Origin of the sequence: Parahaliea maris (genome assembly GCF_008064665.1) — a bacterium.
In the GTDB taxonomy this organism is placed as follows: Bacteria; Pseudomonadota; Gammaproteobacteria; order Pseudomonadales; family Halieaceae; genus Parahaliea; species Parahaliea maris.
In genome coordinates this window covers 923,438-945,127 of sequence record NZ_VRZA01000001.1, presented here as the reverse complement: position 1 = coordinate 945,127, position 21,690 = coordinate 923,438, and the positions used below count along the sequence as shown (strand labels likewise).

The following is a 21,690-nucleotide window of genomic DNA, read 5'->3' as shown; positions in this document are numbered from 1 at the left end:
GATTAAAGTCCTGTAAATCCCTCAGAGATGAACGGAAAGCTGAGATCTCGATTTGAAACATTGCGTGCAGGTAGCGGCCAATTAATTGTGAGGGCTGGGTCATCATAACGAAGCCCGCCCTCCGCGAAAGGCTGGTAGGGCTTAGAGTGGAAGTAAATAAGTTCACTTTCCTTGTCTAGAACTTGAAACCCATGCGCGAAACCTTCCGGAATTACCATTACTTTATGGTTATGTCCTGAAAGCTCCTCTGCATACCACTTTAAAAAAGTCGGCGAATCCTCACGCAGGTCGACGGCGACATCCCAAACTCGACCACGAATGCACCGGACGAGTTTTATCTCTGCATGCGGTGGACGTTGGAAGTGTAAACCCCGAATCACTCCAGATTCGTGACTTAATGAGCGATTGACCTGTGCAAAGCTGTTGGTTCCCAGAATAGTTAACATCTCTTTCGCACAGAATAGACGGGAAAATTCACCTCTATTATCCGAATTGGCTTTGCCTTGGAGAATCGAAAGACCAGGAATTGGAGTACTTTCTCGCCGAAACCAACTCACAACTTCTTGCCTCCGCCTACGAAATCTAGGAGCTGTCGTTGTGAAATAACCTCTCCCTGCTCAGACCAGGATTGATACCATTCAGATACTCGACTGATCGTTGTCTCTAAATCCCACTGGGGTTTCCAGCCTAGCAATGCCCTTGCTTCTGAGCTATCAAGATAAAGTAAGCCGGCCTCGTGGGGGTGTTCGTACTCGTCACACTCCCAATGCAATGAAGGCCACTGTCGGCCTAAAAGTTCTAAAACTTCGATTACAGACCTGTTAGCTTCAGGGCCCGGGCCGAAATTCCAGGCCCGCGCACAGGTCCGATCGCCCTGTAACAACCGACTCCCCAAAATTAGATAGCCGCAAATCGCATCGAGCACGTGCTGCCACGGACGTGTCGCGGTGGGATAGCGAAGGTATACCGGCTGATTCAGTTCGATTGCTCGGAAGATGTCGGGTATTAACCGCTCTTCAGACCAGTCACCGCCGCCGACGACGTTCCCAGCGCGCGCGGTTGCCAAGAGTGGGCTGTCTGCGTTACTGAAAAACGAGGATCGATAGCTCGATACTGCGAGCTCTACTGCAGCTTTTGATGCACTATACGGGTCGTGACCGCCGAGAGGATCTGATTCCCGGTAACCCCAGTTCCACTCAAGATTTTGGTAGCATTTGTCGGAAGTCGCCACCAAAATTCCGGCAGTATTAGGGGTTTGTCTGCACGCTTCGAGCAGATTGATGGTGCCCATGACATTTGACTGCCAATTGGATACGGGGTCTTTGTATGATTTGCGTACGAACGCTTGCGCGGCCAAATGGAAAATGAAATCAGGTTTCGCCGAATTTAACGCTTTTCGTAGTCCTGCGGCATCACGAACATCGACTCGATATTCCTGAATGTCGAGTCCGAGACAGTCCCAGTGGTTGTTAACTGAGTCTGGGGCAAGCGCCAGCCCTTTGACCTTGGCTCCGATGTGTTTCAGCCAAAGAGCCAGCCAGCTTCCCTTGAATCCTGTATGCCCAGTGACGAGTACGGTTTTGTCGAGAAACGCCGAACCTATCATGGTGAGGTCCACGTTTTCCATGGTGCTCGGCCAGACTGCCATAAGTCATCAAGCAATCTTTTCTCACGCAATGTGTCCATCGGTTGCCAGAAACCTTCGTGACGATAGGCGGAAAGGTCGCCGTTGGCGGCTAGGGTTCTCAATGGGCCTTCCTCCCATACCGTGCTATCGCCTTCAATCAAGTCTATAACAGTGGGTGATAACACAAAAAAGCCACCGTTGATCCAGGCGCCATCCCCGCGAGGCTTCTCAATAAAGCCGGTCACATCATTGTTTTGTATATCCAACGCGCCATATCGACCGGGGGGTTGAACTGCGGTTACTGTAGCGAGCTTTTCCTGGCTTTGGTGGTACTTGATAAGGGATTGTATGTCGACGTCTGCCAGACCGTCGCCATAGGTGAAGCAAACTAAATCCTCTTCCTTGATATGATCTTTTACACGCCGCAGCCGACCGCCTGTCATTGTGGTTTCACCGGTGTCAATAAGTGTCACTCGCCATGGCTCTGCATACTTTTCATGAACTTGGACGCTATTATCGCTCAGGTCAAACGTGACGTCGCTCATGTGTAGAAAATAGTTCGCGAAATATTCTTTTATAAGATAACCCTTATATCCGCAGCAAATAATAAAATCATTGACCCCATGCTGGGAGTAGATTTTCATAATGTGCCAAAGGAGCGGCCGCCCACCTATTTCAATCATGGGTTTTGGTTTTAAATGAGTTTCTTCAGAAATTCTTGTGCCTAACCCACCGGCTAGTATCACTGCTTTCATGCTTGCCCCGTCTCCCGGCCATTACTCCAAGCCATTCAGTCTACTATTTGTAAATGCAGCATCGTCGCATTTGACTTGATCTAAAAGCTCTTTTTTGGTTTTTGTCAGTCTCTTCGAGGTCGTCAAGGCCATGCAGAACTGTCGATGGCCGAGCAGTAGACTGATTCACGAAGAACGACATGCAGGAAATTTACCGTTGTCAGATCTCTAAATTTTGACGAATGCGCCGGTTCGTCCGGTGCGTTAGATGTTAACGGACATTCAGTTGAGGTATTCGTGTTAGTCAAGTTCTGCTGCACTCTCTCACGGGCTTACTACCAATATGATGTGCAGTCAGTACTGAATTGGCAAAAAAATTTACGGTTAATTCTTCGAATAATCGTCCTGTTTGTAGGGAATATGTGGTTATTCCCACTAAGCGCGGAGTTTGTAAAACGCAAGGTAGCTAACGAGTACGACGAATTTATCATAGAGGCTACTCGTTTGCTCTCTGTTTTTGCGGGACGGTGAGGCTTAAGGAGAATTTGTCTGTGCAGTTCGAATGGTATGTGGGATATTCGAAATCCCCACTATGTCTATCTCCGCTCTTTGTCCGATTAACCTTATTATTCCTGTTGCATCAATACTCATTGCTGTCCGCTGCTCGGTTTGGGGGCCGTGTTCGACGAACTCGTCCGGGAGACCTATCACCAACAGCGCAGTATTCAAACCGTTGCGGAGAAGAAACTCGGCTATGGCGGACCCCGCACCGCCGGCGGCTGAGCCATCTTCAATTGATACTAGCAATTTATGATGTGTAGCCAACTCAGCGACTAACCTCTCATCCATCGGCTTCACCCAACGCATATCTACAACTGTCGCGTTTAGCACCTCTGCTGCGTTCTTCGCCTCCGCCAGCAATGGCCCGAAGCTGAGAATTGCCACCTGGTCGCCTTCACGAATGAGAGCCGCCTTCCCAATCACCATCCCCGACATCTCATCCGCCACCAACGCCCCAGGCCCGGTCCCACGCGGATACCGCACCGCACTCGGCCCTTCATGCTGGTACGCCGCATACAACATCTGCCGGCACTCATTCTCGTCCGAAGGCGCCCCAATCACCATGTTGGGGATACACCGCAGGTAGCTCAGGTCAAAAGCGCCGTGATGGGTTGGTCCGTCCTGGCCGACCAGGCCGGCGCGGTCGATGGCGAAGGTCACGTCCAGGTTCTGCAGCGCTACGTCGTGGATCAACTGGTCGTAGCCACGCTGTAAAAATGTCGAATAGATCGCTACCACTGGCTTCAGTCCGTCGCAGGCCATACCCGCGGCCAGGGTGACGGCGTGCTGTTCGGCAATCGCCACGTCGTAGTAGCGGTCGGGGAAGCGTTTGGCGAAGTCGACCATGCCGCTGCCTTCGCACATCGCTGGCGTGATGCCCACCAAGCGTGGTTCTTTCTCGGCCATGTCACACAGCCAGCGGCCGAACACGTCCTGGTATTTGATCTTCTTGGGGGCGGACGGCGTAGTCCCTGGCTCGGGGAGTGCCGCTTGGGGCCCCTTGGGTTTGGCCTCAATCTTGTTGATGGCATGGTAGCCAACGGGGTCGCGCTCGGCGGGGGCGAAGCCCTTGCCCTTCATGGTGCGGATATGGAGGAACTGGGGGCCCTCCAGGTCCTTCATGTTTTCCAGGGTCTGGATCAGGCCGGGCAGGTCGTGGCCGTCGAGGGGGCCGATGTAGTGCCAGCCGAGTTCCTCGAACAGGGTGCCGGGGGCGACCATGCCTTTCATGTGTTCTTCGGTGCGCTTGGCCAGTTCCCAGGCGGGGCGGATTTTTTCCAGCACGCGCTTGGAGCCTTCGCGCAGGGCGATGTAGGTCTTGCTGGCCCAGATCTTGGCGAAGTAGGTGGCCAGGCCGCCCTTGTTGTAGCCGATGGACATCTGGTTGTCGTTGAGGATCACCAGCATGTTGGGGCGCTCGTGGCCGCCGTGGGCCAGGGCTTCGATGGCCATGCCGCCGGTGATGGCGCCGTCTCCAATTACGGCGACAACCTTGCGTTCAATACCTAGCTGTCTCGCCGCCAGGGCCATGCCCATGGCAGCGGAAATGCTGGTGGAGGAGTGGCCCACCCCAAAGGTGTCGTACTCGCTCTCGCTGCGCTTGGGGAATCCCGCCAGGCCGCCCGCCTGGCGCATGGTGTGCATCTGCTGCATGCGCCCGGTGAGGATCTTGTGAGGGTAGGTCTGGTGGCCCACGTCCCACACGATGCGGTCATCGGGGGTGTTGAACACGTGGTGCAGGGCAATGGTCAGTTCCACCACGCCGAGGCCCGCGCCGAAGTGGCCGCCGGTCTGGCCCACGGTGTAGAGGAGAAAAGCACGGAGCTCTTCCGCGAGGGTTTCCAGTTCGCCTTCGTGCAGGCTGCGCAGCGCGCGGCCCTGGTCGACGGCGTCCAGTAGGGGGGTTTGGGGGCGGATATTAGGGATGTCCTGCAACATCCGGCGATTCTAGCGCATTTTGCCGGGGAATGAATGGCTGGGGGCGGGCAATATTTACCGCCGCGGGGGGTTCAGCGGTGAGCGTTGGCGGTACTGGTAGTTGGCGAGAAGACGGCGGGAAAGTCCTCCACCAGTGCCTGCCGTAGCAGCATATCCAGGCGCAGGTAGCCGGCATCGTTGAGTTGGATGCCTTCGCTGCGGAAAAAGGTCGAATCCGGCGTGCCATCAGGGGCGCTCAGCAGCGGGTTGGGGTCGATCAGTTCGAAGGCCGGATGGTCAATGCCCCACTTCGCCAGCTTCGCCACAGCCGCATCAATGGTGGGCCAGTCCTCCCGGTGGAGCGGGGTCTTGATGGGGGCAAACACATAGAACCTTCGGCGTTTACTCAGGCTGGTATCCAGGTCCACCAGGGTCTTGATGGAGGCGACCAGCTGGCCGGCGGAATTGTTGGCCCGGTGGTGAAACTCGGTACTCCCTGGCAGCAGCACCACAGCGGCGGGACGGTAAAAGCTCACCATTCGATCGTGGTAGTAGATGAAGTCGTCGACAATGGCATTGCCCAGCGAGCGCAGTATCAGAGGCATGGGGCTGACGGTGGATGCCAAATTCGGCCACAGGGAGGCGCGGCGGCCGCCAATGACCACTAATGGACTGTCTGGCAGGGAGGCCCGGTCGTCCTGCCGGATATAGCGATCCACCTCGTTCTGCCACACGGTCGGGGAGCTTTCCATGGTTGCCATGCTCTCCCTGGCCAGCAGAATGGCCAGGTGTGCCAGCGGCAACAACAGCAACACCGCGCAGAACGCGCGTATCGTCTTCCAGGAGTACATGCCCCGGGCCCCAAAATCTTTTCCGGCCAGTGTGTCGGAATTCCGCTTGGCAGGCAATTCGGGCTGGGGGCTGGCTGTGACGGGGTTCTCAGCTTTTCTCCCCTGCCCCTAGGTGACGGGCTGGGGCCGTTGTAGCATTGGTCGATGATCTATCAGCGCGCCATACCGGCCGATGAGCTGTTCTCCGCCCAGTTGGAGATGCTCATGCAGAACGGCCGCATTGCTACCATCTCCGCCAATATGTTGGGGGTGCTGGCGACGATCGTGCTGTTCTGGCAGTTCGTGGAGATCACCTGGCTGCTGCTGTGGGCCTGCGGGGTGCTGATCATGCTGCTGGCGCGCTCGCTGTACATGAGCAATGCACTGGTCGAGCGCAGTTACCAGGACCGGCCCCGGCGGGTGTACTGGCAGCTGCTGCTGGGGGCGGTGATCACCGGTGCGGTCTGGTCGACGGCTTATATCGCGGCCACCTTCGTGGCCCCGGCGCCGGTGCAGTACATGTTCCTGCTCCTGATATTCATGGTCATCACCCTCTCCATGGGGGTGACCCTGGCCCTGCGCGAGTATTTCATCGCCCACCTGTTCACCTCCCTATGGCCCATTGCCTGGTGGTGCCTGGCGCATTACTGGGACGAGGCCAACAACCTGCTGGTGGGCCTGTTTACCCTCGCCGTCTGCGGTGTCCTGCTGCTGGTGAGCAACCGTGTGTACCTGTCTTTTCGCAACATGATCGCCCTCAACTGGGAGCGCGAGGCCATGTCGCGGGAACTGGGCGACCTGACGCAGTCCCTGCGCGACCGCAACCGACAGCTGCGCGACGCCCGTCGCCAGCTCACGGACCTCGCCAATGTCGACGAACTCACAGGGCTGGGCAACCGGCGGGTGGTCAACCAGGTACTGCGCGACGAAATCAACCGGGCCCGGCGCAGTGGCGCGGAGCTGTCGGTGATCATGCTGGACGTGGATTACTTCAAAAACTACAACGACACCTACGGTCACCCGGCCGGGGACGGGGTACTGCAGCGCCTGGCGGACCTGATGCAGCGGGCCACGGCCCGGGCCGGCGAGGTGGTGGCCCGCTACGGTGGCGAGGAGTTCATTCTCATTCTGCCAGGCGCCAGTGAGCATTCGGCGCTGCGTACGGCGGAGCGGTTGAAGGAGCTGGTGATTGCCGAGTGCATTCCGCACGGGACTTCGGAGGTGTCGGAGTTCATTACTGTCAGCCAGGGGGTGGTGACGGTGTGTCCCGGGGCCAATCTGGAGCCGGCGGACCTGATCAAGGTCGCGGACCGCTCGCTCTACGAGGCCAAGGACTCGGGGCGGAACGCGATTGCTTTTGCGGGGGTATAGCCCTTTTGTCATCGTCGCTCGGGAAGCAACTCCCGAACCCTGAGATGCGTTGAGCAATGGTTCCTGCCAGGGCGGTCCTTACTCTTCGTGAATGTTCTTGAACCGATGGATCTGGCGTCGTTGTTTTTTGGTGGGCCGGGTTTCGGGCCGTTCGATCATCCCGCCAGCGGCCTTGCGGGCCGCGGCTTCCGCTTCCCGGCGGGCGATGGAATCGTCAGTTTCACGGTATAGCTGCTGGGCCTCGGGGGCGCCCCGGCGCTGGTCGGACAGCCCTTCCACCACCACTTCCTTCAGGTCCCAGCCCTGGCGGATCTGCAGCCGGTCGCCCACGCTGATCTCCCGGGAGACCTTCACCCGGTGGCCCTCCAGCTGCACCTTGCCGCCCTCGATGGCGCCCTTGGCCAGGCTGCGGGTCTTGAAGAAGCGGGCGGCCCACAGCCATTTGTCCAGGCGCAGTTTGGCGACGGGGTCGCTCATGCCGGTTTCGCCGCCCCGGGCATGATCTCGTCAAAGTGGTGAATGCCCGGGAACCGGGTGTCGATACGCTTCTGGCGCTGGCTGTCCGGTTGCAGCAGGGTTAGCAGGTGGGCGATGCCGTAGGTTTGTGCGGCCTCCAGCACGGTTTCGGTGTCGTCGATCAGCAGGGTACGGGCCGGGTCGAAGGGGTGGTGTTCCTGCAGGGCGTGCCAGAAGGCCTGCTCCTCCTTGGCCGCGGCCAGCTCGTGGGAGACCACGATGCGATGGAACCAGGGGGTGATGTCCACCTGTTCCATCTTGATGTCGAGGGTCTTGCGGTGGGCGTTGGTCACCATCACCACATCCCGCGCACCCTCGCGCAGGGCGCTGAGAAACTCCGGCACAAAGGGGCGCAGGCTCACCATGTGCTTCAGCTCCCGCTTCAGGGCGGGTATGTCCATATCGAGCTGCTCGCTCCAGTAGTCCACGCAGTACCACTCCAGCGTCCCGCGATTCTGGCTGATGCGGGCCATCAGGGCCTCGCTGGCCTCCGCTTCGGGCAGCTGGTTGCGGCGGGCATATTCCCGGGGAATGTGCTTGGTCCAGAAGAAGTTGTCGAAATGCAGATCGAGCAGCGTGCCGTCCATATCCAGCAGTACGGTGTCGATGCTGTCCCAGTCAATCATGGCGGGTCCGTTGGCGCTGCCGGCGCAGCGCGTTGTTCAGAATTGCGGGGGCATATTATGCCTACTTTTACCGCCTGGCGCAGGGTGCCCGCCGCGCTGGCATTTGCCGATGGTATAGTACGGGCACTGCAACCCAGGACCCGCCGTGACCGATCTGCCCGCCCTCGTCCCCGCCGTGCTGGCACTGTGCCACAAGGCTGGCGATGCCATCTGCCACCATTACCACGCCCCCGGTGACGTGGCGGTGGAGTCCAAGCACGATGACTCACCCCTGACCCGGGCCGATCTCGACTCCCACGTCATTCTGCGCGACGGCCTCAAGGAACTGCTGCCGCAGGTGCCGGTGCTGTCGGAGGAATCCTCCGCCGAGCACAAGGCCCGCCGTCACGACTGGCCTCTCTACTGGCTGGTGGACCCACTGGACGGTACCAAGGAATTCGTCGCAGGTACCGGCGAGTTCACGGTCAATGTCGCCCTGATCGATGGCCATCGCCCGGTACTGGGGGTGCTCTACCAGCCCTTGCCGAGGCTTGCCTATGTGGGGATTCCCGGATTTGGCGCGCATTGCTACCGGTTTTCGGGCAACGGCGAGGGGGACGGAGAGTGGGAAGCGGAATCCATCCACACCCGGCCCCTGCAAGCGGGCGCACCGCTGGCAATCCTGGCCAGCCGGCGGCATCGCGGCGAACGCCTGCAGGCCGCCCTGGCCTGGCTGGAGCAGGCATGGGGGACACTGGAACGTCACAACAGTGGCAGTGCCCTTAAATTCTGCGACCTCGCTCAGGGCGATGGCGACTTTTACCCGCGCTATTCACCCTGCTGTGAGTGGGACGTGGCCGCCGGCCAGGCCCTGGTCGAGGCCGCCGGCGGCGCAGTACTGGGCCTGGATGGCAAGGCCTTGGAATACAACCGCCGGGACAGTCTCCTCAGCCTGCCGTTTCTGGCTATCGCCGACCCGGGCAATGCCCTGTGGCAGCGCTACCTCGACAGCAGCTTGTAAGCCCCCTCCAGCCCCGTTCCGGTCAAAATCAGCACCTTTGTGCGGCGCTTACGGCCCCATTCGGGGTGCTCGCTTGTCACCGCAATCGAAGTGGGTATAGAGTGTGGCACTGGCCTGTCACGGTCTGGATGTGGAGCTGTGGAATGAACATGAGAGAGCCCCCGGAAGGTAACGCGCATGAGGACCGCGGGGACGCTGCCAATGAAACCATCACCCCCGCCATGCGCTTGCAGAATCTGGTTTCCCGGCACCGGGCCCTGGACCTGCGCATCGCGGAAATGTACCGCTATCCCTCCCAGAACCAGATCCTCCTGCAGCGGCTGAAAAAAGAGAAGCTGCGCCTCAAGGACGCCATCGAACGCCTGAAGGATGAGTTGATCCCGGACCTGAACGCCTAGGCGCTTCCCTACAGGCAGCTCCCAACCAGAAAAAACACAAAGGGGACCACCATGCGCAACCCGATTCGCCTGCTACTGTCTGCCGCCCTGGCGGTGAGCCTGCCCCTCAGTGCCCAGGAGGATGCCGAACTGGTAGTGAAGGTGAGCCCCCTGCCGGCACCGCTGCACCTGTTGCAGGGTCGCGGCGGTAACGTGGTGGCGTCGGTGGGCGAAGACGGTGTGTTGATCATTGACGATGACTACACCAATTATGCCCCGGTCTACGCCGAGACCCTGAAGGGGCTGGCGGCTGCCGGAGAGGCGACCCCGCGCTTTGTGCTGAACACCCACTGGCATTTCGACCATACCGGCGGCAATGCCTTCTGGGGTGAGCGGGGCGCGGTGATTGTGGCCCACGACAATGTCTACCAGCGGATGTCGACCCGGCAGGAAATGAAAGCCATGAATCGCGTGGTGGAGCCCAGCCCGCGGCCGGCGCTGCCGGTGGTGACCTACGCCGACTCCCTGGCCCTGCGCTTCAACGGCACGACGATTGAAGCCCAGTACTACCCGAGTGGCCATACCGATGGTGATTCGGTGGTGTACTTTGTCGAACAGAACGTGGTGCATATGGGGGATCACTTCTTCAAGGATCGTTTCCCCTTCGTCGACCTCGGTTCCGGCGGCAGTGTCGGGGGCTATCTCAATAATGTCAGAGCCGTCCTCAAGCGCATCGACACCAACACGGTCGTGGTACCCGGGCACGGCGACCTGGCGACACGGGCGGACCTGCGCAGTTACGTGGGTATGCTGGAGGCCACCATTGGCCTGGTGAATGACCGCCTGGACGATGGCGCCAGCGTGGATGAAATTGTCGCCGAGGGGCTCGGTAACAAGTGGGACAGCTGGGGTGCGGGCTTTATCGACGAGGCCAAGTGGATTCGCACGATTGCCGCCAGCCGCTAGTCCTTGCCGGGTCGTCGTTTCGGGATAAGTTTTCGCTTAAGTTTTTGCTTAAGTTTCTGCTAAGGGCAGCGGGTTAGTCTCTTCCTGACACATTAGGGAGACCAGCCATGTTGCATACTTCTCCGGCAGTTACCGAATCCGCCGTCCCCGCCCCTCGCGTCCCTGTATCCGGGGCGGCCCTGTCGCTGCCTGAACTGCGCGTCGTCAGCCACTGTGGGCCGGCCCGGGACGTGCTTGAAAACTATGTGCACCGAGTATTTGCCCGTACCTACGGTGCCGAGGTAAACAGTTTCATGCCCCTGCTGGCGGGGCTCTACCGCGACGGTGAGCCCGAGGCGGCCTTCGGCCTGCGCAGCGCTGCCAGCCAGCCCCTGTTCTGCGAACACTACCTCGACCGGCCGGTGGAGCACTATGCCAGCACACTGTACGGCACCCTGGCACCGCGGCAGCGGATCATGGAACTGGGCAATCTGGCGGCTTCCCGGGGTGGCCACAGTGGGATTCTCTACCTGATTGTGGCCTGTGCCCTGCAGGCGGGTGGGGTGGATTACCTGCTGTTCGCCGCCAACAAGGCGGTGCGGCGGTCCCTCTCCCGCTGCGGCTTCTCGCCGCGCCCCATCCAGGGCGCCCGCCCGGAATGCCTGCCGGACGGGGGCGAGAGCTGGGGGCGCTATTACGACTCCGAACCCGTGGTAATGCTGGCGGACGTCAATCGCACGGTGCGCCAGGCGGCCACCCAGCCCGGCATGGTGGCGTTGATGGCGCAATATGCGACGGCTATCACCACCCTCGCTGCGGCAGTTGCCCGGGAGGCTCAGTGAGCCGCCTGCTGAGCGCACTGCATTTGCGGGCAGAGCAGGACCCCGACAGCCCGGTGCTGTCGGGCTCGGGGCAATCCCTGACGGCCCAGGCGCTGTACTGTGAGGTGCAGCGGGTTGCCGCCGCACTGCGCAACGCCTCTGTCCAGAGGCTGGCACTGCATGCTGACAATGGCCCCGGCTGGGTGATTGTGGATCTGGCCGCCCAGCTGGCGGGGGTGGTGCTGATACCCGTTCCCACCTTCTTCAGCGCGGCGCAGATGCGCTGGCTGCTCGAGGCGGCCGGGGTGGATGCGGTCTGCGCGGCGGGCGACGATTTCTTTACCGCTGCGGTGTGCGAAGCCCCGCGGGTGACGGTCTTTGGAGACCTGTCCCTGGCTCACCGCGTGCCACAAAGCGTGGCCCCGCTGCCCGCTGGCACCACCAAAATCACGTTTACCTCAGGGTCCACCGGGCAGCCGCGGGGGGTGTGCCTGTCTACCGAGCAGTGCCTGGCCGTGGCCGCTTCCCTGTTGAGCCGTACCGGGTTGAACCGGGTGCGTCACCTGGCCTTGCTGCCACTGGCGACCCTGCTCGAGAACATTGCCGGCGTGTACCTGCCGCTGCTGTCGGGCGGGCAGGTCATCGTTCCCGGCTGTGCGCAGACCGGGCTCATCGGCAGCAGCGGTCTCGACGCACACCGCTTCCTGACAGCCCTGGAGGTGGCGCAACCGCAAAGCCTGATCCTGGTGCCCGAGTTGCTGCGGGGGCTGGTGGAGGCAGCGGAGTCGGGCTGGCAGGCGCCGTCGTCCCTGCGCTTTGTGGCTGTGGGTGGTGCCCGGGTAGCGCCCGGGCTGGTAGAGCGGGCCCGCCGCCAGGGTCTGCCGGTCTACGAGGGATACGGCCTTTCGGAGTGCGCTTCCGTGGTTGCGCTCAATGCGCCTGGCCGTGATCGGCCGGGTACCAGTGGCCAGGTACTGCCGCACCTGGCGGTGCAGGAGGAGGACGGGGAACTGGTTGTGGAGGGCAATGCCTTCCTCGGCTACCTGGGGGAACCCTCGAGCTGGTATCCCCAGCGGGTGGCAACGGGTGACCTCGGGCGGCTCGACGACGAAGGCTACCTCGTCGTGGAAGGTCGCCGGAAGAATCTGCTGATCACGGCCTACGGTCGCAACATCAGCCCGGAGTGGGTTGAAAGCGAGTTGCTGGGCAGCACTGTCCTGCAGCAGGCGGTGGTACTGGGAGATGGTCGACCCAGCTGCTGTGCACTGGTTTACCCGCGAGACAGCGCAGTCTCCAATGCCATGATCCAGGCGGCCATCGATGCGGCCAACGCTCGCCTGCCGGACTACGCCCGCATCGGCCCCTGGCTGCGGCTGGTGCGGCCGGTATCGGCCCGCTCCGGGCTGTTGACCGCCAATGGCAAGCCGCGGCGGCAGGCCATTGCCGCCCATTTTCAGGAGGCGGTCGACGCCCTCTATCACGCCCTTAACCATCCTGAGGAGCTACAAGCCAAATGAGTTTCTATCAGCAATTACTGGATTCCACGGTCGCAGAACGCGAAGCGCTGCTGGTCACTTCCCTGGTGCGCGACGCGCTCGATGGCAAGCTCAGTCGCGAGCGCTATGCCGCCTTCCTGTGTCAGGCCTACCACCATGTGCGGCATACGGTGCCCCTGCTGATGGCTGCGGGGAGCCGCCTGCGTCCTGATCAGGAGTGGCTGCGAGAGGCCGTTGCCGAGTACATCGAGGAGGAGAAGGGCCACCAGGAATGGGTGCTGAATGACATCGCCGCCTGCGGCTACGACCGCGATCTGGCCGAGCACAGCCAGCCCAATCCCGCCACCGAGCTGATGGTGGCCTACGCCTATCACCTGATCGACCGCCAGAACCCGCTGGCCTTTTTTGGCATGGTGCATGTGCTGGAGGGCACCAGTATCGCGGTCGCCGATTCTGCAGCGGCACAGGTAATGGCCTCCACTGGACTGTCGGCAAAGGCCTTTACCTATCTGCGCTCCCACGGTTCGCTGGATATTGAACACGTGGACTTTTTCCGCGGCCTGATGGACCGTATCGAGGAGCCCGGGGACCAGCAGGCGATCCTGCACGCCGCGGGTATGTTCTATCGGCTCTATGCAGATGTTTTTCGCAGTGTGGACCCAGTGCAGGCAGCTGCGCTGGCGGCCTGAGGAGGACAAGTGAAAATAGAAGGCAAGCATCTGGTGCTGACGGGTGCCACTGGCGGCCTCGGTCGGGCAGTGGCCTGCGCGCTGGCCCGGCGCGGAGCGGTGCTGGTGCTGGTGGGCCGCAACGCCCAGGCCCTGGCGACCCTGCAGGCAACCTTGCCGGGTTGCGGGCATGTCACGGTAGAGGCGGACCTGACGGAACAGGCGGGCAGGGCGGCAGTGGTGGCCGCGGCCGGTACCGGGCTGGACGGCCTGATCAACTGCGCCGGCATCAACGCCTTCTGCCTGTTCGAAGAGCAGTCGGCGGACCAGCTAGGGCAGATGATGCAGGTGAATGTAGAGGCGCCAGCTGCACTGATCCGCGACCTGTTGCCGGTGTTGCAGCAGCGCAACTCGGTTATCGTCAATGTCGGTTCTACCTTCGGGGCTATTGGCTATCCGGGCTTCTCGGCGTATTGTGCGAGCAAGTTCGCCTTGCGCGGTCTCACCGAGGCCCTGACGCGGGAGCTGGCAGACAGCCCGGTTTCCGTGCGTTATTTCGCGCCGCGGGCGATCCGTACAGCCATGAATGCGGAACAGGTAGAAGCCATGAATGCAGAGCTGGGCAACGCCATGGATGCGCCGGAAGCTGTTGCTGAGTCGCTGGCGCAGTTTATCGAGGGCGATCAACGCCGTCGCCACACCGGCTGGCCGGAGAAACTGTTTGTGCGCGTCAACGCGCTGTTGCCGGCGCTGGTGGATAAATCGTTGCGGCAAGCGCTACCGGTCATTCGCCGCTACGCGCAACAGCCCGATGCCGGTGCCAGCGGGAAAGCCCAAGTCAAATCGAAAGCGGAGCGAGCCGCCGCCTGATGCGCATCCTGTTGGTGGAGGACGACCTCTCACTGGCCAGCGGCCTGGAGGCGGCCCTGGGCCGCGAGGGCTTCGTGGTGAATCACGTGGCCTGCGGGCGCGAAGCGCTGGCCGCCACCCGTGCCGAGGCTCACGATATGGTGGTGCTGGACCTCGGCCTGCCGGATATGGACGGGCTGCAGGTACTGTCCGAATTGCGCGGCCGGCACGACACCACTCCGGTACTGTTGCTCACCGCCCGCGGCGAGGCCGAGGACAAGGTCGCCGGGCTCGATCGCGGTGCCGACGATTACCTTGCCAAGCCCTTTGACATGCAGGAACTTGCCGCCCGCCTGCGGGTGTTTGCCCGGCGCCTGTCCACGGCGTCGAGCAGTCAGGTCACTATTGGCCCAGTGTCACTGGACGCGACCGCCCACACCGTTTCGGTGGAGGGCGAGGCGCTCAACCTGCCGCGCCGGGAGTACATGCTGCTCAAGGCATTGATGGAAAATGCCGGCAAGGTGCTCACCCGCTCGACCCTGGAAAACCACCTCTACAGTTGGGGTGAGGAAGTGGCCAGCAATGCGCTGGAGGTGCACATTCACCACCTGCGCCGGAAACTGCCGGAAGGCTTCATCCGCACCGTGCGGGGTATTGGCTACACTGTTGCCGCTGCATGACCTCGATTCGAGTCTCCCTGGTTGCCATGCTGATCGCCGCGTTCACGCTGGTGTCGTTCCTGGCGGCCCTGCTGGGGTATCGGGCGAGCATGGACAGGGCCGAGGAGTTACTCGACACCCAGTTGCGCTACGCGGTCGATATCCTGCGTTACCACGACGCTGTTGGGGCAGAGGCGACGGGAGCGAACAGCCCTGAGCGACAAATAGACAGCCCTGAGCGACAAATAGACAGCCCTGAGCCGGGGGCAGACAGCCCTGGGCCTGAGGGAGACAAAAGCCTCCAACCCGGTGAGGGTTTCGCGTTCCAGGTCTGGCGCGATGACCAGTTACTCCAGCACGCCGGCGTGCCGGGCAGCGAGCCGATGGCGAGTTTCGATGCCGGCTTCGACTACGCCAATTTCGGCGGTTTTCGCTGGCGGACCCTGACCGTGGCCGGCGCCGACGGTACCTGGTACCAGGTTGCCGAGCGCGCCGATTTGCGCTTCACCCTGGCCGAGCGGGTGGTGATGGAGTCGGTATTGCCCCTGCTCACCTGGTTGCCGGTCGCCGCCGTGCTGATCTGGTTCCTGGTGGGCTGGGGGCTGGCACCCCTTCGCTCCCTGTCACAGCAGATCAACCGCAAGGCCAGTGACGACCTGGAACCGCTGGTATTCCCAACCCCTCCGGTAGAACTACGCCCGGTGGTGGGGTCCACCAATGCCCTGCTGGCGCGCTTGTCGTCGGCCCTGCAACGGGAGCGGGATTTTGCCTCCCACGCGGCCCATGAACTGCGCACTCCCATCAGTGGCCTGAAAATTCACCTGCACAACCTGTCCCAGGACCTGTCGGCAGATCACCCCTCCCTGTGCCATATCCGCGCCGACGTCGATCGCATGCAGCACCTGGTCGAGCAGCTACTGGATATCTCCCGCACCCAGCCCGAACTGATGCGCGGACATTTTGCCACCGTCAACCTGCATGCCCTGGCCGAGCGGGTCGCCGCCTCCCTGTGGCCCCTGTTTTCCGAGGCGGGCCTGTCCCTGTCCCTGGGCGGCGAGGACTGTACGGTGCAGGGTGACGAGGTGATGCTCGACACCCTGCTGCGCAACCTGCTGGACAACGCGCGCAAGTACGCCGGTCGCGGCAGTGAGGTAGAGGTGACGACCGGTATGGACGAGGGCAGGCCCTGCCTGGTGGTCACCGACGACGGACCGGGTATCCCGGCCGCAGAGCGGGACCAGGTATTTCGCCGTTTTTACCGGGTCGACGACAGCAGTGGGGTCGGCGGGGCGGGCCTGGGCCTGGCCATTGTCTGGCAGATCGCCCAGTTGCATGGGGCGGAGGTGCGGCTGGATACGCCGCCTCCGGGCAAGGGCTTGGCGGTCCGGGTGTACTTCCCCGTGGCGGAGGCAAGCCAGTGACTGCCCGGCGCCGGCGTGTGCGGTCGGGGCTGCTGCTGTGTCTGCTGCTGCCAGGGCTGGGGCTTTCGGGCGCCGTCCTGGCGGCCCCTGAATTTCACCTGGTCATCCGCGACCACCTGTTCGAACCCGATGAAGTCGTGGTGCCCGCGAACACCCGGGTCAAGTTGGTGGTAACCAATGAAGACCCCACACCGGAAGAATTTGAAAGCTACGAGCTCAACCGGGAGAAAGTGATTCTCGGTGGGCGCAAGGCGGTCATTTTTATCGGCCCCCTGGCGCCCGGCGTCTATCCCTTCTTCGGTGAATTCAATCCGCAGACCGCCCAGGGGCGGGTGATAGCGGAGTAGGGTCGATGCTGATCAATTCCGTCATCCTGGTCCTGCGCGAAGTGCTCGAGGCGGCCATCCTGGTCACCGCGCTGCTGGCCCTGGCACGGGTGATACAGCTGGGCTTTAACTGGCTGTGGCCCGCGGCTGTGGCGTCGGTGGCAGGGGTCATCGGCCTTGCGAGTGCCCTGGGGCCCCTGACTGACATGCTGGATGGCACCGGCCAGGAGGTCACCAATGCCGCGCTGCAGATCGGGGTGTTTTTCGTGGTCTGCGCGGTGATCCTGGATACCCGGGAGCGCTCGGACGGCCGGCACTACTCGGCTTTCACCGGTCCCCTGATGGCGCTGGCCGTGGCATTGGCGGTGACCCGCGAGGGCTCGGAAGTCCTGCTGTATGTACGCGGATTCGCCGCTGTCGAGAGCTACCGCCAGGCGGTCCTGCTGGGCAGCGCCCTGGGCGCGGGTATCGGGGTCAGCGCCGGCACCCTGTGTTACTGGGCCCTGGTGACCCGGCCGGGGCGGTTGGCCTACCGGCTCTGTCTGGCCAGTCTCTGCCTGCTGGGTGCGGGCATGGTGATGCAGGGTGTGATGCTGCTGGAGCAGGCCGGCTGGTTGCTGAATGTGGACCCGGTCTGGAACAGCTCCTGGCTGGTATCGGAAGAGTCCGTCACGGGGGAACTGCTGTACGCGGTGCTCGGATACGAGGCCACCCCGGGCCGCGTGCAGTTGGGTCTGTATCTGGCCAGCCTGGCCCTCGCCATCAGCGCCAGCATTTACGCGGCCCGTTCACCCTATCGAGGAGGTCAAACGTCATGAGAATTGTCACCAGCAGGGGACTGGGGGCTGCGCTGATGCTGCTCAACCTGCCAGTGATGGCGGACGGCCTGGCAATTGACAAGGTTTACCACCCCTACGTGGACCCTCTGGTGTGGGAGCTGGAATATCGTGCCATTGCGGCCGATGATAATCCGGCCACCGGGCAGGGGCGCAGCCAGGTCCACCGCCTGAGTATAGGCCGCGCGGTCGCACCCAACCTGGCGCTGGAGGCCTACCTGGTGGGAGAAGACAACCGGGACGGAGGCTTTTCGGTCAGTGACTACGAAGTGGAAGCCCTGTGGCAGCTCACCGAGCAGGGCGAATATGCGCTGGACTACGGCCTGTTGTTCGAACTGGAAAAATCCCGCAAGGACGACGCCTGGGAGAGTGCGGTATCCCTGTTGCTGGAGCGAGAGCTGGGCCGCTATAGCGTGACCGCCAACCTGGAACTGGGTTACGAATGGGGCGACGATATCCGCGACGAGTGGGAAACCGGCCTCGCCTTGCAGTCCCGCTACCGTTACCGCCAGGAATTGGAGCCGGCACTGGAACTGTACATGGGCGAGGATACGGTCGGTATCGGTCCCGCCGGGCTCGGCACGTTCCGTCTGGGTCCCGGGCGCAGTCTGCACTGGGAGGCCGCGGTGATCCTGGGGGTGGATAACACCACGCCCGATTACACCCTGCGGGCGCTGCTGGAATATGAGTTTTGACGCCGATGCGCGTCAAGCAAAGGCGGTCACTCCTTCCAGTGCCAGCAACTGCCGCTTGATTTTCAATCCTCCCGCGTAACCCGTCAGGGTGCCGTTGCTGCCGATCACCCGGTGGCAGGGCACCACAATGGGCAAGGGGTTGCGGCCATTGGCCGCGCCGACGGCGCGCACCGCTTTGTGGCGGCCGATCGAGCGGGCGATATCGGCATAGCTGCGCAATTCGCCGTGGGGTATCTCCCGCAGGGCTTGCCACACACACTGCTGAAAGGGCGTGCCGTTGCCCGCCAGCGGCAGGTCGAATTGCCGGCGCTGCCCGGCGAAGTACTCTTCCAGTTGGGTGGCTGCACGGGTCAGTACGGCATCCTCCGGCGCGGGGCTAGCGGGCTGGTGCTGGTCCGGAAAATGAATCGCGGTCAGCGCACGGCCATTGGAGACGAGCTGCAGGGGGCCGATCGGGCTTTCGAAGGTCAGTGTCTTGAGCGTCAGGGAATTCACAGGCTTCTCCATAACAGGTTGGCGGCGTAGGCGCCAAAGGGGCGCCAGCGCTGGGCAGCGCCTGCCAGGGTTTTACTGTCCTCGCCCAGGGCCTCCCAGGCGCGCAGCAGGCCGAGGTCCTTGTTGGGGAAGCAGTCCGGGTCACCGAGGCCCCGCATGCCGACCATGGCCAGGGTCCAGGGGCCGATACCAGGTTGTTCTCCCAGGCGTTCCAGCAACTGTTCGGGGGGGCAGGCAGGCAACAGACGGCAGGCGGCCCTCAGGCTTTCCCGGCGGCGGGAGGGCATGGCAAAGGCGCTGTCCGGCAGGGCGGCAAGCCGGGCAGGGTCGGGGAAGTCGTCGCTCTCGCAGACTTCCGCCAGCCGGGCGCAGACGGTGCGCGCGGCGCCGATACTTACCTGCTGGCCCACGATCGCGCGCACGGTGGCTTCTGCGGGCGACCAGACCACGGGCGAACGTACCCCGGGATAGTGTTGCAGCAACGGGTTCAGTGCGGGTTCCCTGCCCAATACTTCGCTAACGGCTGCGGGGTTGGCGTCGAGATCGAACATACGCCGCACCCGGGAGACCAGGGGCATGAGTTCGATGGGTTCCGGGCTGTGGATCTCCAGTACCAGGGCCCCCGGACTGGATGCGGGCGTCACGCTGAACTGGACCGGGATGTTGTCGACCGTGGCCCGACGCTGGTAGCGACCGCGGCCGGCCGTCGCAGCGGTTTCAACCTGTTCGATACCGTCGATCGCATGGCGGGCGAAAAAGTCGATCACGCCGTCCCAGTCGTAGGGCTCGCGGTACTGCAATTGTAGCCGGATACTGCCGGTGGGCAGGTTCTGTCGGCGCCGCAGGGCACTGGGTGCCATGCCGAAGCTGGCGCGCACCGCGCTGTTGAAGCGGCGCACGCTGCCAAAGCCGGCGGCGAAGGCGATGCCGGTAATCGGCAGGTCGGTTTCCACCAATAACTGTTTGGCGAACAGGAGGCGGCGGTTCTGCGCCACCGCCAGCGGGGAAACACCCAGCTCGCGCTGGAACAGTTTGCGCAGGTAGCGTTCGCCCACGCCCAGGCGGGTCGCCAGATCTTCCAGCGAACCACTGTTCAGCGCGCCGGCATTGATCAGGGCCAGCGCCCGGTTCACCGTGGTGGTACTACCCTGCCACGCGGGGCTGCCCGGGGCGGCTTCCGGGCGGCAGCGCAGGCAGGGCCGGAAGCCGGCGCTGGCCGCCTGGCTGGCCTCGCGGAAGTACTGGACGTTTTCCTCGGCGGGCAGGCGGGCCGGGCAGATCGGCCGGCAGTAGATGCCGGTGGTGCGTACCGCCAGGAAGAATTCGCCGTCGAAGCGGGGGTCGCGGGAGAGCCGCGCCCGGCGGCAGGTTTCCGGGTCGGGCGGTGTGGGGCCCTGTAGGTCAAAGTGCGTCATGGGGGCACTATAGTCCCCGGGAGCGGGTGCTACTAGCCAGAATCGGCCCTGTATCCAGTGCCGGGGTTCAGTTTGTATTCAGCCCGTGTTGCCACGATACTTGCCCAATAATCCTAACTCGCGCGTATCCGGAAACAGCTGCTCAGATGAGTGAGTCATTCCCGCGCAGGCGGGAATCCATTGCTTTAACAGAAAAATGGACCCCCGCCTGCGCGGGGGTGACTCGAAATTTCAGTTTCCGGATGCGCCCTAACAATCATTACCTATGAATCTTGTTGTCTATGCCGTCCCGCTTTTTATTCTGGCCATCCTGTTGGAGCTGGCCTGGGGCCTTAAGCGGGGGCGCAATACCTACCGCCTGAACGACAGTGTGGGCAGCCTGTTCCTTGGCACCCTTAGTCAGGCGCGACGCTTTGTGACCTTGGGGATCGGCGGGTACATTTACTACCTGATCACCCGCTATTTCTCCCTGCCGCTGATGGACAGCGGGCACTGGTTTACCTGGGTACTGGCCTTTGTCCTGTACGATTTCTGCTACTACTGGTTGCACCGGCTGGGCCATGAGCGAACCGTGCTCTGGGCGGCTCACGTGGCCCATCACCAGAGCGAGGACTACAACCTGTCCACCGCCCTGCGCCAGACCAGCACCGGCTTCCTGCTGAGCTGGGTGTTCTACATTCCGATGTACCTGCTGGGGATTCCCGCCGAGGTGGTGGTGACCGTGGGTTCCCTCAACCTGATCTACCAGTTCTGGGTGCACACCGAACACGTGCCCAAGCTGGGCTGGTATGAGTGGATCTTCGTGACGCCGTCCAACCACCGCGTGCACCACGCCCAGAACGACCGCTACATGGACCGGAATTACGGTGGCGTATTCATTCTCTGGGACCGCCTGTTTGGCACCTTCCAGGAGGAACTGGAGGAGGACCTGCCGGTTTACGGTATCCGCGGGCCCCTGCACAGTTTCAATCCGGTGAAAGCGCTGACCCACATCTACGTCGACATGGCGCGCGACAGTTGGCATGCCCGGGACTGGCGCGACAAGTTGCGGGTCTGGTGGGCTCCCATGGGCTGGCGCCCGGCCGATGTCGAGGCCCGCTTTCCCCGGGAAAAAGCCGATCTCAGCCGTTTCCGCAAGTACGATCCGCCGGTGAGCGGCGCGGTAAAAGGCTATGCCTTCTTTCAGTTGGTGACCGTGGTGTTGTTACTGGGCGTTATGCAGGCTACGGAACTCAGCTATGGGGCGGGCGTATTGCTGTGGGCTGCCATGTTGGCCACCACGGTCGCCACGGCGGGCTGGCTCGACGGGCAGTCCGCTGCGGCGCGCCGGGACTGGTTGCGCCTCGCGGCCATTGCGGGGCTGGTCGTAGTGGCCTGGCAGGCGGAGCTGGCGACTCTGGCGTGGCTGGCCGGGCTGGTTTACCTGGTCCTGAATGCCCTGGCGCTGCGGGTTTTGTCCGCTCCCGTCCCGGCACCAGAGAAAGCCGAAGCGGCCTGATTGCCCC

Annotated in this window: 23 protein-coding genes; 14 read left to right on the top strand and 9 right to left on the bottom strand. The window is 62.4% G+C overall.

Going from position 1 to position 21,690, the window contains the following annotated elements; translation table 11 throughout:
• Nucleotides 1–2: 2 nt before the first annotated feature.
• The 5 genes from rfbC to FV139_RS04230 all read right to left on the bottom strand — a co-directional run bounded on the left by rfbC (nucleotide 3) and on the right by FV139_RS04230 (nucleotide 5,690).
• Complete coding sequence (gene rfbC / locus FV139_RS04250) at nucleotides 3–557, bottom strand: dTDP-4-dehydrorhamnose 3,5-epimerase (RefSeq protein WP_213004012.1); 555 nt, start codon at nucleotides 555–557, stop codon at nucleotides 3–5.
• Entirely contained in the window at nucleotides 554–1,627 is a 1,074-nt protein-coding gene (gene rfbG, locus FV139_RS04245) for a CDP-glucose 4,6-dehydratase (RefSeq protein ID WP_213004011.1), read from the bottom strand. Before rfbG ends, rfbC begins: the two co-directional genes overlap by 4 nt.
• Nucleotides 1,603–2,382: a glucose-1-phosphate cytidylyltransferase gene (gene rfbF, locus FV139_RS04240; RefSeq protein WP_148066951.1), complete on the bottom strand. Its 780-nt coding sequence runs from the start codon at nucleotides 2,380–2,382 to the stop codon at nucleotides 1,603–1,605. Before rfbF ends, rfbG begins: the two co-directional genes overlap by 25 nt.
• 513 nt (nucleotides 2,383–2,895) lie before the next feature.
• Nucleotides 2,896–4,860 carry a 1-deoxy-D-xylulose-5-phosphate synthase gene (dxs, locus tag FV139_RS04235; RefSeq protein ID WP_148066950.1) on the bottom strand — a complete coding sequence of 655 codons (1,965 nt, stop codon included), beginning with the start codon at nucleotides 4,858–4,860 and terminating at the stop codon, nucleotides 2,896–2,898.
• Nucleotides 4,861–4,931: 71 nt separating this feature from the next.
• On the bottom strand, nucleotides 4,932–5,690 hold the full coding sequence (locus FV139_RS04230) for an SGNH/GDSL hydrolase family protein (RefSeq protein ID WP_148066949.1): 759 nt from the start codon (nucleotides 5,688–5,690) through the stop codon (nucleotides 4,932–4,934).
• Between the two features lie 144 nt (nucleotides 5,691–5,834).
• Here FV139_RS04230 and FV139_RS04225 point away from each other — a divergent pair, with 144 nt between their 5' ends.
• On the top strand, nucleotides 5,835–7,040 hold the full coding sequence (locus FV139_RS04225; RefSeq protein WP_148066948.1) for a GGDEF domain-containing protein: 1,206 nt from the start codon (nucleotides 5,835–5,837) through the stop codon (nucleotides 7,038–7,040).
• 78 nt (nucleotides 7,041–7,118) lie between these two features.
• Here FV139_RS04225 and FV139_RS04220 read toward each other — a convergent pair whose 3' ends face one another.
• Entirely contained in the window at nucleotides 7,119–7,517 is a 399-nt protein-coding gene (locus FV139_RS04220) for an RNA-binding S4 domain-containing protein (RefSeq protein ID WP_148066947.1), read from the bottom strand.
• Complete coding sequence (gene yrfG, locus FV139_RS04215; protein ID WP_148066946.1) at nucleotides 7,514–8,182, bottom strand: GMP/IMP nucleotidase; 669 nt, start codon at nucleotides 8,180–8,182, stop codon at nucleotides 7,514–7,516. The genes FV139_RS04220 and yrfG overlap by 4 nt, the downstream gene beginning before the upstream one ends.
• Nucleotides 8,183–8,327: 145 nt before the next feature.
• Here yrfG and cysQ point away from each other — a divergent pair, with 145 nt between their 5' ends.
• The 12 genes from cysQ to FV139_RS04155 all read left to right on the top strand — a co-directional run bounded on the left by cysQ (nucleotide 8,328) and on the right by FV139_RS04155 (nucleotide 18,275).
• Nucleotides 8,328–9,182 (top strand): 3'(2'),5'-bisphosphate nucleotidase CysQ, encoded by an 855-nt coding sequence (cysQ, locus tag FV139_RS04210; protein ID WP_148066945.1) that lies wholly within the window; start codon nucleotides 8,328–8,330, stop codon nucleotides 9,180–9,182.
• 149 nt (nucleotides 9,183–9,331) lie between these two features.
• Complete coding sequence (locus tag FV139_RS04205; protein WP_235898515.1) at nucleotides 9,332–9,580, top strand: YdcH family protein; 249 nt, start codon at nucleotides 9,332–9,334, stop codon at nucleotides 9,578–9,580.
• A gap of 51 nt (nucleotides 9,581–9,631) precedes the next feature.
• Nucleotides 9,632–10,525, top strand: coding sequence for an MBL fold metallo-hydrolase (locus FV139_RS04200; RefSeq protein ID WP_148066944.1), 894 nt, complete (start codon nucleotides 9,632–9,634; stop codon nucleotides 10,523–10,525).
• A 107-nt stretch (nucleotides 10,526–10,632) separates the two neighbouring features.
• On the top strand, nucleotides 10,633–11,346 hold the full coding sequence (locus FV139_RS21120; RefSeq protein WP_148066943.1) for a thermostable hemolysin: 714 nt from the start codon (nucleotides 10,633–10,635) through the stop codon (nucleotides 11,344–11,346).
• A complete protein-coding gene (locus tag FV139_RS04190) occupies nucleotides 11,343–12,842 on the top strand; it encodes an AMP-binding protein (RefSeq protein ID WP_213004010.1) in 1,500 nt (499 codons plus the stop codon). Before FV139_RS21120 ends, FV139_RS04190 begins: the two co-directional genes overlap by 4 nt.
• Nucleotides 12,839–13,510: a TenA family transcriptional regulator gene (locus tag FV139_RS04185; protein ID WP_148066941.1), complete on the top strand. Its 672-nt coding sequence runs from the start codon at nucleotides 12,839–12,841 to the stop codon at nucleotides 13,508–13,510. Before FV139_RS04190 ends, FV139_RS04185 begins: the two co-directional genes overlap by 4 nt.
• 9 nt (nucleotides 13,511–13,519) lie before the next feature.
• A complete protein-coding gene (locus tag FV139_RS04180; RefSeq protein WP_148066940.1) occupies nucleotides 13,520–14,359 on the top strand; it encodes an SDR family oxidoreductase in 840 nt (279 codons plus the stop codon).
• On the top strand, nucleotides 14,359–15,018 hold the full coding sequence (locus FV139_RS04175; RefSeq protein WP_148066939.1) for a response regulator: 660 nt from the start codon (nucleotides 14,359–14,361) through the stop codon (nucleotides 15,016–15,018). The genes FV139_RS04180 and FV139_RS04175 overlap by 1 nt, the downstream gene beginning before the upstream one ends.
• Nucleotides 15,015–16,418, top strand: coding sequence for a sensor histidine kinase (locus FV139_RS04170; protein ID WP_148066938.1), 1,404 nt, complete (start codon nucleotides 15,015–15,017; stop codon nucleotides 16,416–16,418). Before FV139_RS04175 ends, FV139_RS04170 begins: the two co-directional genes overlap by 4 nt.
• Nucleotides 16,415–16,765, top strand: a complete 351-nt coding sequence (locus tag FV139_RS04165; RefSeq protein ID WP_407946792.1) for a cupredoxin domain-containing protein — start codon at nucleotides 16,415–16,417, stop codon at nucleotides 16,763–16,765. Before FV139_RS04170 ends, FV139_RS04165 begins: the two co-directional genes overlap by 4 nt.
• Before the next feature lie 5 nt (nucleotides 16,766–16,770).
• Nucleotides 16,771–17,562 (top strand): FTR1 family protein, encoded by a 792-nt coding sequence (locus FV139_RS04160; protein WP_148066937.1) that lies wholly within the window; start codon nucleotides 16,771–16,773, stop codon nucleotides 17,560–17,562.
• Nucleotides 17,559–18,275, top strand: a complete 717-nt coding sequence (locus tag FV139_RS04155; protein ID WP_187276386.1) for a hypothetical protein — start codon at nucleotides 17,559–17,561, stop codon at nucleotides 18,273–18,275. The genes FV139_RS04160 and FV139_RS04155 overlap by 4 nt, the downstream gene beginning before the upstream one ends.
• A 12-nt stretch (nucleotides 18,276–18,287) precedes the next feature.
• Here the strand turns inward: FV139_RS04155 and FV139_RS04150 are convergent, their stop codons facing one another.
• Entirely contained in the window at nucleotides 18,288–18,770 is a 483-nt protein-coding gene (locus FV139_RS04150) for a methylated-DNA--[protein]-cysteine S-methyltransferase (RefSeq protein ID WP_407946791.1), read from the bottom strand.
• On the bottom strand, nucleotides 18,767–20,185 hold the full coding sequence (locus FV139_RS04145; RefSeq protein ID WP_148066935.1) for an Ada metal-binding domain-containing protein: 1,419 nt from the start codon (nucleotides 20,183–20,185) through the stop codon (nucleotides 18,767–18,769). Before FV139_RS04145 ends, FV139_RS04150 begins: the two co-directional genes overlap by 4 nt.
• Before the next feature lie 265 nt (nucleotides 20,186–20,450).
• On the opposite strand from FV139_RS04145, the gene FV139_RS04140 reads away from it, so the two are divergent.
• Nucleotides 20,451–21,683 carry a sterol desaturase family protein gene (locus tag FV139_RS04140; protein WP_148066934.1) on the top strand — a complete coding sequence of 411 codons (1,233 nt, stop codon included), beginning with the start codon at nucleotides 20,451–20,453 and terminating at the stop codon, nucleotides 21,681–21,683.
• Nucleotides 21,684–21,690: the final 7 nt, after the last annotated feature.

Excerpts from the sequence above, each read along its gene's own strand:
- rfbG (WP_213004011.1), bottom strand. The coding sequence starts at position 1,627 with ATGGAAAACGTGGACCTCACCATGATAGGTTCGGCGTTTCTCGACAAA.
- rfbF (WP_148066951.1), bottom strand. The coding sequence starts at position 2,382 with ATGAAAGCAGTGATACTAGCCGGTGGGTTAGGCACAAGAATTTCTGAA.
- dxs (WP_148066950.1), bottom strand. The coding sequence starts at position 4,860 with ATGTTGCAGGACATCCCTAATATCCGCCCCCAAACCCCCCTACTGGAC.
- FV139_RS04230 (WP_148066949.1), bottom strand. The coding sequence starts at position 5,690 with ATGTACTCCTGGAAGACGATACGCGCGTTCTGCGCGGTGTTGCTGTTG.
- FV139_RS04225 (WP_148066948.1), top strand. The coding sequence starts at position 5,835 with ATGATCTATCAGCGCGCCATACCGGCCGATGAGCTGTTCTCCGCCCAG.
- FV139_RS04220 (WP_148066947.1), bottom strand. The coding sequence starts at position 7,517 with ATGAGCGACCCCGTCGCCAAACTGCGCCTGGACAAATGGCTGTGGGCC.
- yrfG (WP_148066946.1), bottom strand. The coding sequence starts at position 8,182 with ATGATTGACTGGGACAGCATCGACACCGTACTGCTGGATATGGACGGC.
- FV139_RS04205 (WP_235898515.1), top strand. The coding sequence starts at position 9,332 with ATGAGAGAGCCCCCGGAAGGTAACGCGCATGAGGACCGCGGGGACGCT.
- FV139_RS04200 (WP_148066944.1), top strand. The coding sequence starts at position 9,632 with ATGCGCAACCCGATTCGCCTGCTACTGTCTGCCGCCCTGGCGGTGAGC.
- FV139_RS21120 (WP_148066943.1), top strand. The coding sequence starts at position 10,633 with ATGTTGCATACTTCTCCGGCAGTTACCGAATCCGCCGTCCCCGCCCCT.
- FV139_RS04185 (WP_148066941.1), top strand. The coding sequence starts at position 12,839 with ATGAGTTTCTATCAGCAATTACTGGATTCCACGGTCGCAGAACGCGAA.
- FV139_RS04175 (WP_148066939.1), top strand. The coding sequence starts at position 14,359 with ATGCGCATCCTGTTGGTGGAGGACGACCTCTCACTGGCCAGCGGCCTG.
- FV139_RS04170 (WP_148066938.1), top strand. The coding sequence starts at position 15,015 with ATGACCTCGATTCGAGTCTCCCTGGTTGCCATGCTGATCGCCGCGTTC.
- FV139_RS04160 (WP_148066937.1), top strand. The coding sequence starts at position 16,771 with ATGCTGATCAATTCCGTCATCCTGGTCCTGCGCGAAGTGCTCGAGGCG.
- FV139_RS04155 (WP_187276386.1), top strand. The coding sequence starts at position 17,559 with ATGAGAATTGTCACCAGCAGGGGACTGGGGGCTGCGCTGATGCTGCTC.
- FV139_RS04145 (WP_148066935.1), bottom strand. The coding sequence starts at position 20,185 with ATGACGCACTTTGACCTACAGGGCCCCACACCGCCCGACCCGGAAACC.
- FV139_RS04140 (WP_148066934.1), top strand. The coding sequence starts at position 20,451 with ATGAATCTTGTTGTCTATGCCGTCCCGCTTTTTATTCTGGCCATCCTG.